At 73.3% G+C, this 16098-nt stretch carries 13 protein-coding genes; 3 read left to right on the top strand and 10 right to left on the bottom strand.

What is annotated here, in order from left to right:
* Nucleotides 1–481: 481 nt before the first annotated feature.
* Nucleotides 482–1750, bottom strand: a complete 1269-nt coding sequence (gene tyrS, locus ACGF07_RS35155; protein WP_350746744.1) for a tyrosine--tRNA ligase — start codon at nucleotides 1748–1750, stop codon at nucleotides 482–484.
* 293 nt (nucleotides 1751–2043) lie between these two features.
* Between tyrS and ACGF07_RS35160 the strand changes: the two genes are divergently transcribed.
* Nucleotides 2044–2574 (top strand): HNH endonuclease, encoded by a 531-nt coding sequence (locus tag ACGF07_RS35160; RefSeq protein ID WP_350746719.1) that lies wholly within the window; start codon nucleotides 2044–2046, stop codon nucleotides 2572–2574.
* 93 nt (nucleotides 2575–2667) lie between these two features.
* Here the strand turns inward: ACGF07_RS35160 and ACGF07_RS35165 are convergent, their stop codons facing one another.
* From ACGF07_RS35165 to ACGF07_RS35190, 6 genes are all read right to left on the bottom strand, one after another.
* The gene (locus ACGF07_RS35165; RefSeq protein WP_392905670.1) at nucleotides 2668–4710 is read right to left on the bottom strand and encodes a PQQ-binding-like beta-propeller repeat protein; all 2043 of its coding nucleotides are present in this window, start codon (nucleotides 4708–4710) and stop codon (nucleotides 2668–2670) included.
* Nucleotides 4711–4875: 165 nt separating this feature from the next.
* Nucleotides 4876–5181: a 4a-hydroxytetrahydrobiopterin dehydratase gene (locus tag ACGF07_RS35170; RefSeq protein WP_350746723.1), complete on the bottom strand. Its 306-nt coding sequence runs from the start codon at nucleotides 5179–5181 to the stop codon at nucleotides 4876–4878.
* An 84-nt stretch (nucleotides 5182–5265) separates the two neighbouring features.
* Nucleotides 5266–6024: a sulfite exporter TauE/SafE family protein gene (locus ACGF07_RS35175; protein WP_392905673.1), complete on the bottom strand. Its 759-nt coding sequence runs from the start codon at nucleotides 6022–6024 to the stop codon at nucleotides 5266–5268.
* Nucleotides 6025–6328: 304 nt separating this feature from the next.
* The gene (locus tag ACGF07_RS35180; RefSeq protein WP_392905676.1) at nucleotides 6329–7381 is read right to left on the bottom strand and encodes an SPFH domain-containing protein; all 1053 of its coding nucleotides are present in this window, start codon (nucleotides 7379–7381) and stop codon (nucleotides 6329–6331) included.
* Nucleotides 7382–7391: 10 nt separating this feature from the next.
* Nucleotides 7392–7814, bottom strand: coding sequence for an NfeD family protein (locus ACGF07_RS35185; RefSeq protein ID WP_392905679.1), 423 nt, complete (start codon nucleotides 7812–7814; stop codon nucleotides 7392–7394).
* A gap of 207 nt (nucleotides 7815–8021) precedes the next feature.
* On the bottom strand, nucleotides 8022–8813 hold the full coding sequence (locus ACGF07_RS35190; protein ID WP_350746735.1) for an ABC transporter ATP-binding protein: 792 nt from the start codon (nucleotides 8811–8813) through the stop codon (nucleotides 8022–8024).
* Nucleotides 8814–8962: 149 nt separating this feature from the next.
* Between ACGF07_RS35190 and ACGF07_RS35195 the strand changes: the two genes are divergently transcribed.
* A complete protein-coding gene (locus ACGF07_RS35195) occupies nucleotides 8963–9766 on the top strand; it encodes a hypothetical protein (RefSeq protein ID WP_350746738.1) in 804 nt (267 codons plus the stop codon).
* 40 nt (nucleotides 9767–9806) lie between these two features.
* Here the strand turns inward: ACGF07_RS35195 and ACGF07_RS35200 are convergent, their stop codons facing one another.
* From ACGF07_RS35200 to ACGF07_RS35210, 3 genes are all read right to left on the bottom strand, one after another.
* Nucleotides 9807–10460, bottom strand: coding sequence for a response regulator (locus tag ACGF07_RS35200; RefSeq protein WP_392905683.1), 654 nt, complete (start codon nucleotides 10458–10460; stop codon nucleotides 9807–9809).
* A complete protein-coding gene (locus tag ACGF07_RS35205; protein WP_392905692.1) occupies nucleotides 10453–11550 on the bottom strand; it encodes a GAF domain-containing sensor histidine kinase in 1098 nt (365 codons plus the stop codon). Before ACGF07_RS35205 ends, ACGF07_RS35200 begins: the two co-directional genes overlap by 8 nt.
* Nucleotides 11551–11872: 322 nt before the next feature.
* A complete protein-coding gene (locus ACGF07_RS35210; protein ID WP_392905686.1) occupies nucleotides 11873–14470 on the bottom strand; it encodes an FHA domain-containing protein in 2598 nt (865 codons plus the stop codon).
* Between the two features lie 223 nt (nucleotides 14471–14693).
* On the opposite strand from ACGF07_RS35210, the gene serB reads away from it, so the two are divergent.
* Nucleotides 14694–15950: a phosphoserine phosphatase SerB gene (gene serB, locus ACGF07_RS35215; RefSeq protein WP_392905689.1), complete on the top strand. Its 1257-nt coding sequence runs from the start codon at nucleotides 14694–14696 to the stop codon at nucleotides 15948–15950.
* Nucleotides 15951–16098 lie beyond the last annotated feature (148 nt).

Consider the following 16098-nt stretch of genomic DNA (forward strand, 5'->3'; position numbering starts at 1 on the left):
CTGGCGTTGACTTTTGGCACGCTGTTGAGTTCTCAAGGAACGGACACTTCCTTCAGGCCGCCTTCCAGCGGGCCCTCCGGGCGCTTCGTTCTTTCATGTCTCCAGCTTATCAGATGCTTTCCGCTCCGTTTTCCGGAGTTTCATTCATCCGATTTCCCGAACTGGCCGGGGCCGCTTTCTGCGACGACCACTACGTTAGCGCATTCCGAGTGTCACTCGAAATTCACCCTCACGCCCGGTCGACGAATACGCCGACCAACCCAACCGAATGGGCATCGAGGTGAGAGGGGGGACGCTACGAGGGGTGGCCGCTCCAGCGACTCGTTCAACACTAGGCCACCCGGAGGACATCGTCAAACGCCGAGGGCCGGATCTGTCCAGATCCGGCCCTCGGGGCTCGAAACCGCAGCTCAGAGCGGGTGCACTTTCAGCCAGTTGATCACTGGCGGACGGCCGGTCCGCCGCGGTGCGGCCGGTCCGATCAGCCGGCGGCCACCAGCTCCGCGGCCGCCAGGTTGCGCTTCCCGCGGCGCAGCACCAGCCAGCGGCCGTGCAGCAGGTCGGCCTCGGTCGGGACCGCCTCCTCGTCCGTCACCTTGGCGTTGTTGAGGTAGGCGCCGCCCTCCTTGATCGTCCGGCGGGCGGCCGAGCGGCTCGGCGCCAGCCCGACGGCGACCAACAGGTCGACCACCGGTTGGAGTTCCGCCACCTCGGCCTTCGGGACCTCGGCCAGGGCGGCGGCCAGGGTCGGCGCCTCCAGGTCGGCGAGGTCGCCCTGGCCGAACAGCGCCTTGGACGCGGCGACCGCGCGCTCGTACTGCTCGGCGCCGTGCACCAGCGTGGTGAGCTCCTCGGCCAGCGCGCGCTGGGCGAGGCGGGCGGCCGGGCGCTCGGCGGTCTCCCGCTCCAGCTCCTCGATCTCCTCCTTCGAGCGGAAGCTGAAGATCCGCAGGAAGTTGGAGACGTCCCGGTCGTCCGCGTTCAGCCAGAACTGGTAGAAGGCGTACGGGGTGGTCAGCTCGGGGTCGAGCCAGACGGTGCCGGACTCGGTCTTGCCGAACTTGGTGCCGTCGGCCTTGACGATCAGCGGCGTGGCCAGCGCGTGCACGGACTTGCCGTCGGCCTTGCGGATCAGGTCCGTGCCGGCGGTGAGGTTGCCCCACTGGTCGCTGCCGCCGGTCTGCAGGGTGCAGCCGTAGCGCCGGTTCAGCTCCAGGTAGTCCATGCCCTGGAGGATCTGGTAGCTGAACTCGGTGTAGCTGATGCCCGCGTCGGAGTTCAGCCGCCGGGCGACGGCCTCCTTGGCGATCATGTTGTTGACGCGGAAGTACTTGCCGACGTCGCGCAGCAGGCTGATGGCCGACATCCCGGAGGTCCAGTCCAGGTTGTTGACCATGCGCGCCGCGTACGGGCCCTCGAAGTCGAGGAAGCGCGAGATCTGGCCACGCAGCCGATCGACCCAGCCGGCCACCGTCTCCGGGTCGTTGAGCACGCGCTCCGCCGTCGGCTTCGGGTCGCCGATCAGGCCGGTGGCGCCGCCGACCAGGCCGAGCGGGAGATTCCCCGCCTGCTGGATCCGGCGCATGGTGAGGATCTGCACGAGGTTGCCGAGGTGCAGGCTGGGGGCCGTCGGGTCGAAGCCGCAATAGAACGTGACCGGGCCGTCCGCGAACGCCTTGCGCAGTGCGTCCTCGTCGGTGGACAGGGCGATCAGCCCACGCCACCGCAGCTCGTCGACGATGTCCGTCACGGTCACGCTTCTCCTTCTATCGGGCGCCCGCCCGGTGGCGGCCCGATTGGGTCGGGCCCCGGGCCGGTACGACTCCAGCCTGATAGAGCCTACGCGGTCCCGGCTAGCGGGTTTCCCCCGAGGCGGCCCGCGTGGCGCCCGGCCCGCTCCCCCCGGGTGCCTCCGGGACACCGGAAATTCCGTTGTTCGTCGGCTGGGGGCCCATTCAGAGTGGGTTCACCGCCGCGCGGCGGCAGTGACGTGTGTGGAGACGGTCGTGCCGCCGTGGCACGCCCGTGGGAAGGGTGTGCCCGGTGCGCAACACGCTGGTTCTGAACGCGAGCTACGAGCCCCTGACGACGGTGTCGCTCCAACGCGCCGTCGTCCTGGTGCTCCAGGACAAGGCGGTGGTGGAGCAGGCGCATCCGCTGCGCTCGATCCGCGGGACGGGCGTAGCCGTTCCGGTGCCGCGGGTGATCAGGCTGCAACGGTACGTACGGGTGCCGTTCCGACAACAGGCGCCGTGGTCGCGGCGCGGGGTCCTGGCGCGGGACCAGCACCTGTGCGCGTACTGCGGGCGCCGGGCCACCACGGTGGACCACCTCCAGCCCCGGTCGCGCGGGGGCGAGGACAGCTGGATGAACACCGTGGCCGCCTGCGCCGAGGACAACCAGCGCAAGGCCGACCGCACGCCGGAGCAGGCCGGGATGAAGCTGCTGCGGCGGCCGTTCGTGCCGACGCCCCAGGCCACCCTGATGCTCGCGCTGGGGCTGCGCGGCTCGGAGGTCCGGGAGCTCGCCGACTGGCTGCCGGCCGTGCCGGGAGAGCCGGTCCCGGCGGCCTGACCGCCGGCGGTCGATCCCGCGCAGCCGGGCCCCGGTACCCGGTCCCTGCGGAGGGACCTTCCCGTCAGGCGGAGGGCCCTCCCGCAGCGGGGCTCAGCCCTTCGCCTGGTAGCCCGCCGCCGTGCCGAAGTTGGTCGCGTGCTCGGGGATCACGACCACCTGCCCGCCGCCGATCGCGACCCGCCCCGAGACCAGCAGCGAGCCGGTGCCGGGCGGGAAGTTGCCGCCCACCGCCTCCTGGCCGCCCGCCAGGGGGAAGCGGCCGAGGCGGGCGGACTGGTCGCGGCGCTCGTCGGCGGCCAGCACCAGGGAACCGCCGTCGATCCCGACCGCCCGGACGGTGCCCTTGGCGGCGGTCTGCGCCTTCCAGCGCTGCTTGCCGGTGTCCAGGTCGTAGCCGACCGCGGACACCGGTCCGCCGCCGTTCGCCGGGGTCAGGGTGGCGACCATCGTGCGGCCGTCGAAGAAGACGTTCGGCGTGGCCGAAAACGTACCGTGGGCGACGTCCAGTCGGCCGCCGTCGGTGACCACCGGGATCTCGGCGGCCGGATCGCCGGTGCCGCCCCAGGCGAACACCCGGTCGTCCTCGGGCCTGGCTCCGGTGGTGAGCACGACGGCCGGTTCGGCGGAGAGCACCGAGACGGTCTTCGGCTGGTTGTTCAGGCCGCGCCACCAGGAGACCTTGCCGTCGGCGGTGTTCAGCGCGACGGCCTGGTCCGCCGGCGTGGAGTCGGCGCAGGAGGACGCGACCAGCACCGTCTTGTTGCTGACGCCGCCGGACAGGGTGCAGAACTTGCCCTGCCCGGTGTACTGCCAGACGTCCTTGCCGTCCGTCGAGTCCCAGGCGACCGCCCGGTCGTCGCCGACCGCGATGACCTTGTCCTCGGTGACACCGATCTGCGCGGCGTAGGCGTCCTTGGTGTCGGAGAGGGTCTTGGTCCAGGCCGTCCTGCCGGTCTTGGTGTCCACGGCGGCGACCAGCGTGCAGGGGCTCTTCGGGTCCGCCTGCAGCCGGAACAGGGCCGCGCCCAGCCCGGCCGGGTTCACGCCGGCCGACAGCCCGCACGGGACGGCCCCGGCCGCCGGTGGCTCGACCGACCAGGTCGGCTTGCCCGCCGTGCGGTCGTAGGCGTGCACCCCGGTGCCGTCGGCCCGGACCACAGCGTCGGCCAGCAGCCAGCTGCCGACCAGCGTGTCGTCACCCCCGCCCTGGGGGGCGGCCGCGGGCTGCGCGGACCAGGCCTTGGCGTGCGCCACCGAGAAGCCGGGCTCGCCGCTGCCCGTCGCGGACGCGCTACCGCCGCCCTCGGCGCCGACCGTCAGCGCGGCCGTTATCAGCACCGCGAGTGCGGCCAGTCCGGCGCCGGCCCGCACCATCAGGGCCCGGCGGCTGGGCACGTGCTCCCCCGTCAGCACGGCGTCCGCGGCCGCCCGGGCCCGGACCACCAGTGACGACGCGCCGGAGCCGGACCGCGCGCCGGAACCGGCCGCCACCGGGGAACCCCCGGCACCACCGGCCGCACCCCGCCGGGCGGCGCGCGGCGAAGCGGCGGGCTCCGCCGGTGCCTCCTCCGCGGCCGGCTCGGGCTCCCCCGCGGCCTCCTCCAGCTGCACGTAGCCGTCGGCCGAGTACTCGGCGTCCGCCGGGACGTACAGCGGCTCCTCCGCCGGCTGCTGCGCCTGCTCCTGGTGCGGGGCGGCGTACGGCGGCTGGTCGTGGCCCGCGTACGGCTGCTGGTACGGCTGGTACGGCCCCTGACCGTGGTACTGCCCCTGGTCGCCGTACTGCCCCTGGCCGTACCCGTTCTCGACGTAACCGCCCTGGGCGTGGCCACCCTGCCCGTACCCGCCCTGGACGTACCCGCCCTGGAGGTAACCGCCCTCCACGTACCCGGTCGGGCCGTAGCCGCCGCCGACCTGCTCGCCGTGCTGCCCGTACGGCTGCCCGTACTGGCCGTCGTGGGCCTGCTGGCCATAGGACTGGTGGTCGTAGGACTGGTGGTCGTACGGACGCCCGTCGTGCTGCGGCGCCTGCTCCCACTGCCCGGGCGCCGGCGGCTGCGGCGGCTCGTGGTACCCGCCCTGCGGGTACCACTGGTGCGGGGCGTGGGCGTCTCCGAAGGGCTCCTGTGCCACCGTTACGTCCCTCCCAGCCCCCGCCGGCCTGCCGATTGCGGCAGTCAGCATCTCACGCCCGCCCGAGTGCCCCGCCCGAGTGCCCCGGCCTGGTGCCCCGGGCCGGCCCGCTCGGGCCCCGGTCGGTCCCCCTTCCGGGCCCTCCGCGCGGCGCGGGAGCCGGCCTCAGGCCGCCGACTGGGCGCGCAGGGCCTCGTCGATCCGGGCGGCGAGGGTGAAGTCGAGGCCGGTGAGCCCGCCGGCGCTGTGGGTGGAGAGGACGAACCGCAGGGTGCGCCAGCGGATGTCGATGTCGGGGTGGTGGTCGAGCGCCTCGGCCTGTTCGGCGACGGCGTCCACCACCCGGATCGCCGCCGGGAAGTCGGGGGCGTCGGCGCTGCGGGCGATGCTGTCGCCGTCCCGCGTCCACTGCGGAAGGGCCGCCAGGGCCTCCGTGATCTCGTCCTCGCTCAGCCGTGCCCTGCTGCTCACCGGTGCGCTCCCGTTGGTCGTCGTGGTCGTCGGTCGAGGTGCGAACCGGGCCAGCCTACTGACCGGCGCGCGCCTGACCCGCCGTCAACTCACCAGCAGCTTGACGACGGCCGCGAGCCCGACCACCACGATGACCCCGCGCAGCGCGGCGGGCGGAAGCCGGCGGCCGACCTTGGCACCGAGCAGCCCGCCGACCAGCGAGCCGACCGCGATCAGCCCGGCGGCCGTCCAGTCGACGGTCGAGGTGAACAGGAAGAACAGCGCGGCGACGCCGTTGACGATCAGCGCCAGCGCGTTCTTCACCGCGTTGATCCGCTGCAGGTCGTCCTGGAGCAGCATGCCCATCAGCGCCATCAGCAGGACGCCCTGGGCGGCGCCGAAGTAGCCGCCGTAGATGCCGGTGAGGAACACCCCGGCCAGCAGCACCGCGCCGCCGTCCGGGTCGCCGCCGGGGCGTCGGCGGGCGGCGACGGCCTTGGCCACCCGCGGCTGGACCACGACCAGGACGAGGGCGAGCAGGATCAGCGCCGGGACGATCGCGTCGAACGCTCCGGTCGGCAGCTTGGTCAGCAGCAGGGCGCCGAGCAGCCCGCCGAGCAGCGAGGCGGTGCCCATCCGCAGCAGCCGGCGCCCCTGGTCGGCCAGCTCGCGGCGGTAGCCGATCACGCCGCTGAGCGAACCGGGCACCAGGCCGAAGGAGTTGGAGACGTTGGCGGTGACCGGCGGGATGCCGACCGCGAGCAGGACCGGGAAGGTGATCAGGGTGCCGGAGCCGACGATCACGTTGATCATCCCGGCGCCGACCCCGGCCACCAGGACGGCGATCGCCTCCCAGAGCGTCATGGGTCACCTCTCCTCGCGGTCCTGTCCGAGGCGATCATGCCGGACCCTTACCGGCCGGACCAGGGCCGCCCAGCATTCGGGACGTACGCCACACCGCCGGGCGCCACGGCTGCCGACCCCGCCGAACCGGTCCGGGCGGGAGCGCGGCTGCCCGGCCGCCCCGGCCCCCGGCACCGCCCCCCGGAGCACGCCGAGGGCCGCCGGTCGCCGAGGGCCCGCCGGAGCACGCCGGAGGGCCCCCGGAGGACGCCGAGGGCCCGCCACCAGCGGGCGGCGGGCCCTGGACCGGATGTGCCCGGTCACCTCACTCCGGGTCGATCTTGCGGTACTCCCGCGTCGGGTCGACCCGGGGACGGGCCGCGCCCTTCTCGACGTCCACCGGCCCCGGCCCGGCCGCCGGGTCGAGCGGCACCTGGGTGGCCGCCGGAGCCGCCGGCGGGACGCTCGGCGCGGTGACCGTGCCACCGCCGTTCGCGCCGCCGTTGCCGGTCAGCCCGTTGAAGGCGCCGCCCAGGCCCTTGAGCGCGTCGCCGACCTCGCTGGGAATGATCCAGAGCTTGTTGGAGTCGCCCTTGGCCAGCTCCGGCAGGGTCTGCAGGTACTGGTAGGCGAGCAGCTTCTGGTCGGCGTCGCCGTCGTGGATGGCCTCGAAGACGGTCCGGATCGCGGCCGCCTCACCGTCGGCGCGCAGCACCGCGGCCTGGGCCTCACCCTCGGCCTTGAGCACCTCGGCCTGCTTCTCGCCCTCCGCCTTGAGGATCTGCGCCTGGCGCTGGCCCTCGGCGGTGAGGATCGCGGCGCGCTTGTCGCGGTCGGCGCGCATCTGCTTCTCCATCGAGTCCTGGATGGAGGTCGGCGGCTCGATCGCCTTCAGCTCGACGCGGTTGACGCGGATCCCCCACTTGCCGGTGGCCTCGTCCAGGACGCCGCGCAGGCCGGCGTTGATGACCTCGCGCGAGGTCAGGGTGGACTCGAGGTCCATCGAGCCGATGATGTTGCGCAGCGTGGTGACGGTCAGCTGCTCGATCGCCTGGATGTAGCTGGCGACCTCGTAGGTGGCCGCCCGGGGGTCGGTGACCTGGTAGTAGATGACGGTGTCGATGTTGACCACCAGGTTGTCCTGGGTGATCACCGGCTGCGGCGGGAACGGCACGACCTGCTCGCGCAGGTCGATCCGGTTGCGGACGCGGTCGATGAACGGGACGACGATGTTCAGCCCTGCGTTGAGCGTCCGGGTGTAGCGGCCGAAGCGCTCCACGATCGCGGCGCTGGCCTGCGGGATGACCTGGATCGTCTTGATCAGCGCGATGAAGGCCACCACGACCAGGACGACCAAAACGATAAGGACGGGTTCCACGGACTCTCCCCTAGACGACCAGGGCGGTCGCGCCCTGGATTTCGACGACGTCGACCTTCTGACCCGGCTGGAACACGCTGTCCGGATTGAGCGCGCGGGCCGACCAGATCTCGCCGTTGAGCTTGATCCGCCCGCCCTCCCCGTCGACGGTTTCCGCGACGACCGCGGTGGCGCCGCGCAGCGCCTCGATGCCCATCTTGACCTGATCGCTCTTCCGCAGCTGCCGGCGTGCGATCGGACCGACGAAGACCACCAGCCCGGCCGACACCGCGATGAAGGTCAGGGTCTCCAGGACCGCTCCCCCGCCGAGCGCGGCCACACCGGCCGCCGCCAGCGCACCGATCGCGAACATGGCGAACTCGGGCACCGCGGTGAGCACCAGCGGTATGCCGAGCGCTGCGGCGGCCAGGAGCCACCAGATCCAGCTGTCCACACGTCCATCCTAGGGAGCGAAGGGGCTTCGAGGCGGACAGTTCCCGCAGGTCGAGGGGCGGAAACCGGTCGCACGTGCGACCGGTTCCGGCGCCCCGCGCGAGATGGACGGCTGTGTCGGGCGCTGACGGCTGACGGCTGGCGGCTGGCGGCTGACGGCTGACGGCTGACGGGTGGACGGATGGTCAGGTCGTCACCGGACGTCGCCTCAGCCCAGCGGCAGGCCCTGGGCCGACCAGCGGTCGCCGTGGCGCTCCAGGGTGAGCGGCAGGCCGAAGCACTTGGAGAGGTTGCGGGCGGTCAGCTCGGTGTCGATCGGTCCGGCGGTGAGCACCTTGCCCTGGCGGATCATCAGGACGTGGGTGAAGCCGGGGGCGATCTCCTCGACGTGGTGGGTGACCATCGCCATGGCGGGCGCGAACTCGTCCTGGGCGAGCGCGCCGAGCCGGCGGACCAGGTCCTCGCGGCCGCCGAGGTCCAGACCGGCCGCGGGCTCGTCGAGCAGCAGCAGCTCGGGGTCGGTCATCAGGGCGCGGGCGATCAGGGTGCGCTTGCGCTCGCCCTCGGAGAGGGTGCCGAACTTGCGGCCGGTCAGGCTGGCCATGCCCATCCGGTCGAGCAGGGCGAGGGCGCGCGACTCGTCGGACTGCTCGTAGGTCTCCTGCCAGCTGACCGTCATGCCGTAGGCGGCGGTGAGCACCGTCTGCAGGACGGTCTGCTCGGCCGGCAGCTTGTCGAACATGGCGGCGCCGGCCAGGCCGATCCGGGAGCGCAGCTCGAAGACGTCGATCTCGCCCAGCTTCTCGCCCAGCACCGAGACCTTGCCCGAGGTCGGGAACAGGTACGAGGAGGCGATCTGCAGCAGGGTGGTCTTGCCGGCGCCGTTGGGGCCCAGGATGACCCAGCGCTCACCCTCGGAGATGGACCACGAGACCTGGTCGACCAGCGCGCGCCCCTCCCGGACCACGGATACGTCCACCAGCTCCAGCACGTCGCTCATGCCTACGCCTTCCCCAATACACAAGAATCTCGGCCGTCGATGCGGGCGGCGAGCCTACTCCGGCAGCCGGGGGGCACGGGTGGGTGCGCCGCACACGCATGGGCAAACCTACGCCACGCGGATGACCGCCGATTCCGTAGGCTGGCCGGATGCTCGCGACACCTGCCGACAATCCGTACGAAGAGCCCCGTTCGGGGCGGCTGGCCGCCTGGGGCAGCGCCCTGCTCGGCGGCCTGGTGCCGCCCGACGACGCCGCCGCGGCCGTCCTGGGCTCCGACGAGAGCCACCGGGTGACCGGACTGCCCGGGGACGCACCGGGCGAGCAGCACGGGCTGACCTGGGCGCTGGGCCGGCTGCGGGTGCTCGGGGCCACAGGCCTGCGCCTGGCGCTGCCCGCGGCCGGGCACCCGCTGGGACTGACCGGTCCGGCCGCCTTCAACGAGCGCGCCCTGGCGGCCGGCGAGGCGGTGATCGCGGTGGGCGTGCCGCTCGGCCTGGTGCCGGAGATCACGGTGTACGGCCCGGAGGGGGACCGCTCGGCCACCGTGCTGTGGCGCTGCAGTGAGGTCGGCGACGCCCCGCCGGCCGACGTGCCCTCGCTGCACGAGGCGGAGCGCGAGCTCGCGGACGGGCTGCGCGAGGCGACCGTCCTGCTCACCCGGCTCGACGTGGCCGGCGCCGGTCCGCAGGCGATGCGCGCCCTCGACGCCTACCGCCGCCGGGGCCACGCCGAACTGCTCGCGCCCGGCTACCCGCCGCGGGCGGTCCGGGTGCTGGAGTCGGCCCGGCAGGTGTCCGCCCTGCTGGCGATCGCCGCGGAGGGCCACGGCGCGGCCGTGAGCGCCTCCGAGATGGCGGCCCGCCGATCCGTCCTGGCACCGCTGTGGCGCACCGCCCGGCGGGCCCAGGTGGCCGCCTACAACGCGTTGGTGGACGAGCGCGACGACCGCTAGGCGGGGGTTCCGGGCGGTCGGCCGCCGGGGCCCCGGGCGGTCAGCCGCCGGCCTCGCCGTTGCGGACGGCCCACAGCGCGGCCTGGGTGCGGTCGGCGAGGTCCAGCTTCATCAGGATGTTGGAGACGTGGGTCTTCACCGTCTTCTCCGACAGGTGCAGGCTGCGGGCGATCTCCCGGTTGGAGCGGCCGTCCGCGATGTGGCCGAGCACCTCACGCTCGCGCTCGGTGAGGGTACCGCCGCGGCCCTGCGGGGCGCGCGGGCCGTCGTCCGAGAGCAGGGCCTCGGCCAGTTCGGGCTGGAGCAGCACGTGGCCGGCGTGCACCGAGCGGATCGCTCCGGCCAGTGCCTCCGGGTCCACGTCCTTGTAGACGTAGCCCGCGGCGCCGGCCCGCAGCGCGGGGACCACCGTGCGGTGCTCGGTGAAGCTGGTGACGATCAGGACCCGGGCCCGGCTGCCCTCCTCCTTGAGGGTGCGCAGCGCCTCGATGCCGTCGACGCCGGGCATCTTGAGGTCCATCAGGACGACGTCCGGGTCGAGTGCGCGGGCGCGCTCGACGCCCTCGGCCCCGTCCGCGGCCTCCCCGACCACCTCGATGTCGTCCTGGACCTCCAGGAAGGTGCGCAGCCCGCGGCGGACCACCTGGTGGTCGTCCACCAGCAGGACGCGGATCGACGGCGTGCTCTCAGGCACCGGGGACCTCCATCTCGACGAGCGTCCCCCGGCCGGGGGCGGACTCCAGGGTGAGCGTGCCGCCGACGGCGGCCGCGCGGTCGCGCATCGAGGCCAGCCCGAGGTGGCGGCCCGCCCGGCGGACGGATTCCGGGTCGAAGCCGCGCCCGTCGTCGCGCACCCGCAGCAGCGCGCCGCGCGCGGGCGTCCCGGCCAGGGTGACGGTGACCCGGCCGGCACCGGAGTGGCGCAGCGCGTTGTGCAGCGCCTCCTGGGCGACCCGCAGCAGTGCGGCCTCCTGGGCGGGCGGCAGGGCGCGCGCGCCGTCGGCGGCGAAGGCGACGTCGGCGGTGTGCGCCCGGTCGAGGAGTTGCACCTGGGAGGCGAGGGTGGCGCTCAGCCCGTCCTCCTCCAGGGCGGCGGGGCGCAGTTCGACCACGACGGCGCGCAGTTCGTCGGCGGCCTCGGCGGCGAGCCGGGCGACCTCGGCGAGTTCGGCGCGGGCGCGGCCGGGGTCGCGGTCGACGAGCTTGGCGGCGGCGTTGGCGGTCAGCCGCAGCGAGAAGAGCTTCTGCGAGACGGCGTCGTGCAGGTCGTGGGCGATCCGGGCGCGTTCGCCGGCCAGGGTGAGTTCGCGGCTGCGCTCGTACAGGCGGGCGTTGGAGAGCGCGAGGGCGGCGTGGGCGGCGAGGATCCGCAGCAGTTCCTCGTCGTGGTCGGTGAACAGGCCGCCGCCGCGCTTGTTGGCGAGGAAGATGACGCCCATCACCTGGGGTTCGTCCTCGGCGGCCTCGCCGTCCAGGATCGGCATGCCGAGGAAGGCGTCCATGTCGGGGTGGGCGGCGGGCCAGCCCTCGAAGGCGGGGGCTTTGCGGACGTCGGCGAGCCGGGTGGGACCGGTCTCGTGCAGCATCTCGGCGAGCACGCCGTGCTGGCGGGGCAGCGGGCCGATCGCCCGCCACTGCTCGTCGGTGACGCCGTCGACGACGAACTGGGCGAAGCCGCCGTGGTCGTCGGGCACGCCGAGGGCCGCGTACTCGGCGTCGAGCAGTTCCCGGGCGGAGGCGGTGATGCGGCGCAGCACCTCGCGGACCTCCAGGTGCCGGCTCATCGCGAGCAGGGCCCGGCTGACGGCCTCGATGCCGGCCAGCGGGTCGCAGGCGGCATCGGCTCCGTCCGCCGGGGCACAGGCGGGCGGCGGGCCGTCGGGGGCCGGGTGGTCACCGGTCGAGCTGGGCATACCGCCAAACTACCGCCGCCGGGAGCGCCCCCGCGTCCGCCCCCGGCCGCCCCGGCCCCAGGTCCGGCGACCTAGGCCGCCGGACCCACAGCCCCTGGCGAAAGCACGAGCGGGCGACTGACACGGGGGGGGGGGGACAGCAACAGGGCGCTCCCCCGGCCGTGGGAGGAGCGCCCTGTGGCCTGGTCGGCCGTCAGCCCTTCTGCATGACCTCCGGCTCGTGCCGGCGCTGCAGCCGGGTCACGATCACGCCGATCACGACGGAGATGGCGATCAGCACGCCGGCGTCGATCGACCACTGGGCGACGGAGTGCGTCCACAGCGGGTCGTACTCGGGGTTCTGGAAGTCCTTGTTCCAGGGGCCCATCAGGTGCGACAGGTCGAGCGTGGTGGAGACGATGCCGGTGCCCCAGCGGGCGGGCATCAGCCAGGCGACCTGCTCCAGGCCGGGCTTGCCGAAGATCTGGAAGAGGCAGCCGGTGAAGACGACCTGGACGATGGCGAACATGACCAGCAGCGGCATGGTCTTCTCGGCGGTCTTGACGAGCGCGGAGATCATCAGGCCGAACATCATCGCGGCGAAGCTCAGCAGGATCATGCCGATCGTCATCTCGATGATCGGGGTGTTCTGGACCAGCAGGCCGTGCTCGGGGAGCTTGCGCGGCAGGAAGCCGACGGCGGAGATGATCGCGCCCTGGATCACCGAGAAGATGCCCAGCACGATGATCTTGGACATCATGTACGCCGAGCGGGACAGGCCGGTGGCCCGTTCTCGCTCGTAGATCGCCCGCTCCTTGATCAACTCTCGGACGGAGTTGGCCGCCCCGGAGAAGCAGGCGCCGATCGCCAGGATCAGCAGGATCGTCGCGGCCCCGTTGTTGAGGTGGAGCTGGGTCTTCGGGTTGGGTGCGAGCCCCGGTTCGTTGGGGATGAGCACGCTGACCGCGCCGATCACCGCCGGCAGCAGCACGGACAGTGCCAGGAAGCCGCGGTCCGAGGCGAGCACCGACATGTAGCGGCGCATCAGGGTCCACAGCTGCGAGCCCCAGCTCTGCGGCTTGGGCGGGCGGATCGCCTCCTGGGAGACCTGGGCGTGCTGCACCTCGCCCGCCTCGACGGTCGGGGCGGAGTACTGCTGGTAGTGCACGGACCCGCGGTAGCGGCCGGCCCAGTCGTGGTCCGGGTAGTTCTCGAAGGCCTGGAAGACGTCCGCCCAGGTCTCGTACCCGAAGAAGTGCAGCGCCTCGTCCGGCGGGCCGAAGTAGGCCACCGAGCCGCCCGGCGCCATCACCAGCAGCCGGTCGCACAGGGCCAGTTCGGCCACCGAGTGGGTGACGACCAGGATCGTGCGGCCGTCGTCGGCCAGGCCGCGCAGCATCTGCATGACCTCGCGGTCCATGCCCGGGTCGAGGCCCGAGGTGGGCTCGTCAAGGAAGATCAGCGAGGGCTTGGTGAGCAGTTCCAGGGCGACCGAGACGCGCTTCTGCTGGCCGCCGGAGAGTGCGGTGATCTTGTTGTCGGCGCGCTTGTCCAGGCGCAGCTCGTAGAGCACCTCGTCGATCCGGGCCGCGCGCTCGCTGGCCTCGGTGTCGCCGGGGAAGCGCAGCCGGGCCGCGTACTTGAGGCCGGTGCGGACGGTCAGCTCGCGGTGCAGGATCTCCGACTGCGGCACCAGACCGATGCGGGAGCGGAGTTCGGCGAACTGCTTGTAGAGGTTCCGGCCGTCGTACAGCACCTCGCCGCGGTCGGCCGGGCGGTAGCCGGTGAGGGCGCGCAGCAGGGTCGACTTGCCGGAGCCGGACGGGCCGATGACGGCGACCAGGGACTTCTCCGGGACGCCGAAGCTGACGTCGTTGAGCAGGATCTTCTTGACGCCCTTGTGCTCGACCTCGACGGTGAGGTGGCGGGCGGAGAAGGAGACCGCGCCGGTGTCGACGAACTCCTGCAGCTGGTCGCCGACCAGGACGAAGCTCGAGTGGCCGACGGTCAGCCGGTCCTGCGGCCCCATCAGCTGGCGCTGGACCCGCTGTCCGTTGAGGAAGATGCCGTTGTGGCTGCCGAGGTCGACGATCTCGTAGCGGCCGTCCGGCAGCTGGCGCAGCTCGGCGTGGTGGCGGGAGACCTGGAGGTCGGACACCACAATGTCGTTGTCCAGCGCACGGCCGATCCTGACGGTGCGCATGCCGGCCGTCAGGTTGCGGATCACCGTGGGCTGCGGGCCGCCGCCGTCGCCGTGCTGCGGCGCCGGCTGGAAGCCCTGCTGCTGCGGGAATCCGCCGTGCTGCGGCTGGGGCTGCGGCGCGTGCTGCGGCTGGGGGGCGTACTGCTGCTGCGGCACGTACTGCTGCGGCGGCGGCTGCTGGCCCGGCCAGGCCTGCTGCTGGTACGGGTCCTGCCCCGGCCAGGCCGGCTGCGGCGCGGCCGGGTGCGGCGTCGGGACGGGGCCGCGGGCGGTGGCGGCGTCGTGCACCGGGGAGGGCTGCGGGGCGGGCGCGGCGACGGGCGCCGAGAAGGCGAGCCGGGGGCCGTTCTCCGGGTTGCCCAGGTTCACCACGGCGCCGGGGTACAGCTGGGCCTGCAGGGTGCGGGCGCCGGCCACGTACGTGCCGTTGGTGCTGCCGTGGTCGTCCAGCAGCCAGCCGCTGCCGTTGAAGCTGATGGTCCCGTGCTGCCAGGACACCCTGGCGTCGTCGAACGTGAAGTCCGACTGCGGGTTGCGCCCGATGGTGTAGGACCGCCCGGGCTCGAGGGTCCGCTGCTGTCCGTTGATCTCAATGACGAGTTGCGGCACTGCTCGCCTGCCCCGCTCTCTCGGTTCCCCCGAATTGTGGCCCCCGGCCGGGGGTGCGCTGTTCCTCTGACTGACGGGGGGAATCATTCCAGCCCTCCGTCCGCCGGTGAAAGTCACCCCGGGTGACTGTGACCAGGCTGCTACCGGACCGGGGTGCACCGGTGTCCCGGGAGGTGGACGGGTGCCCGTCGCGCCGCGGCCGACGGGTAGCGTGGGACTCACCATGAACGCATCGCCCCTGGCCGCTGAGCCCCTCCCCGCCGCCCAGCCCCGGACCGCGGACGAGCGCACCCTGCTCGTCAAGGTGTTCGGCAAGGACCGCCCCGGCATCACCGCCGGCCTCTTCGCCACCCTGGCCGGCTTCGGCGTCGACGTGATCGACATCGAGCAGGTCGTCACCCGTGGACGCATCACGCTGTGCGCCCTGGTCACCCCGCCCTCCGCGCCCGGTGCCGAGGGCGGCCTGCGGGCCACCGTGCACCGCTGGGCGGACGAGCAGAAGCTCCAGGCCGAGATCCTCTCCGGCATCGGCGACAACCGGCCGCGCCGCGAGGGCCGTTCGCACGTGACGGTGCTCGGCAACCCGCTGACGGCCTCCGCCGTCTCCGCGCTGACCTCCCGGATCACCGCGGCCGGCGGCAACATCGACCGTGTCTTCCGACTCGCCAAGTACCCGGTGACGGCGGTCGAGCTGGCCGTCTCCGGCGTGGCCACCGAGGAGTTGCGGGCCGAGCTGGCCCAGGAGGCGGCCGCCCAGCGGGTGGACGTCGCGGTGGTGGCGGCCGGGTTGGAGCGCCGGGCGAAGCGCCTGGTGGTGATGGACGTGGACTCCACGCTCATCCAGGACGAGGTGATCGAGCTGTTCGCCGCCCACGCGGGCTGCGAGGAGAAGGTCGCCGAGGTGACGGCGGCGGCGATGCGCGGGGAGCTGGACTTCGCCGAGTCGCTGCGCGCCCGGGTGGCGCTGCTGGCGGGGCTGGACGCGTCGGTGACCGACAAGGTCCGCGCCGAGGTCCGGCTCACCCCGGGTGCGCGCACCCTGATCCGTACGCTCCAGCGGCTGGGCTTCCAGGTGGCGGTGGTCTCCGGCGGGTTCACCCAGGTGACCGACCACCTGGTGGAGCTGCTGGGGCTGGACTTCGCGGCGGCCAACACCCTGGAGGTGGTGGACGGGAAGTTCACCGGCCGGGTGGTCGGCGAGATCGTGGACCGGGCCGGCAAGGCCCGCTGGCTGGCCCGTTTCGCCGAGCAGGCGAAGGTGCCGCTGGAGCAGACGGTGGCGATCGGGGACGGCGCCAACGACCTCGACATGCTGAACGCGGCCGGTCTCGGGGTGGCGTTCAACGCCAAGCCGGTGGTGCGCGAGGCGGCCCACACGGCGGTGAACGTGCCGTTCCTGGACACCGTGCTCTACCTGCTGGGCATCACCCGCGAGGAGGTCGAGGCGGCCGACGTGCGCGCCGGCACCCCGACCGAGTGAGCTCTGCGGACGTGAACGAGGGGCGGGGGGGGGGCCCCCCCCCCCCCCCCCCCCCCCGCCCCCCGCCCCCCCGCGCCCGGGGGGGGGGGGGGGCCCCCCCCGCCCCCCCCCCCCCCCCCCCCCCCCCCCCCCCCCCCCCCCCCCCCCC

Source organism: Kitasatospora sp. NPDC048194 (assembly GCF_043202455.1).
Classification (GTDB): Bacteria; Actinomycetota; Actinomycetes; order Streptomycetales; family Streptomycetaceae; genus Kitasatospora.

Excerpts from the sequence above, each read along its gene's own strand:
- ACGF07_RS35175 (WP_392905673.1), bottom strand. The coding sequence starts at position 6,024 with ATGACGCTCTGGGAGGCGATCGCCGTCCTGGTGGCCGGGGTCGGCGCC.
- ACGF07_RS35195 (WP_350746738.1), top strand. The coding sequence starts at position 8,963 with ATGCTCGCGACACCTGCCGACAATCCGTACGAAGAGCCCCGTTCGGGG.
- ACGF07_RS35190 (WP_350746735.1), bottom strand. The coding sequence starts at position 8,813 with ATGAGCGACGTGCTGGAGCTGGTGGACGTATCCGTGGTCCGGGAGGGG.
- ACGF07_RS35205 (WP_392905692.1), bottom strand. The coding sequence starts at position 11,550 with ATGAGCCGGCACCTGGAGGTCCGCGAGGTGCTGCGCCGCATCACCGCC.
- serB (WP_392905689.1), top strand. The coding sequence starts at position 14,694 with ATGAACGCATCGCCCCTGGCCGCTGAGCCCCTCCCCGCCGCCCAGCCC.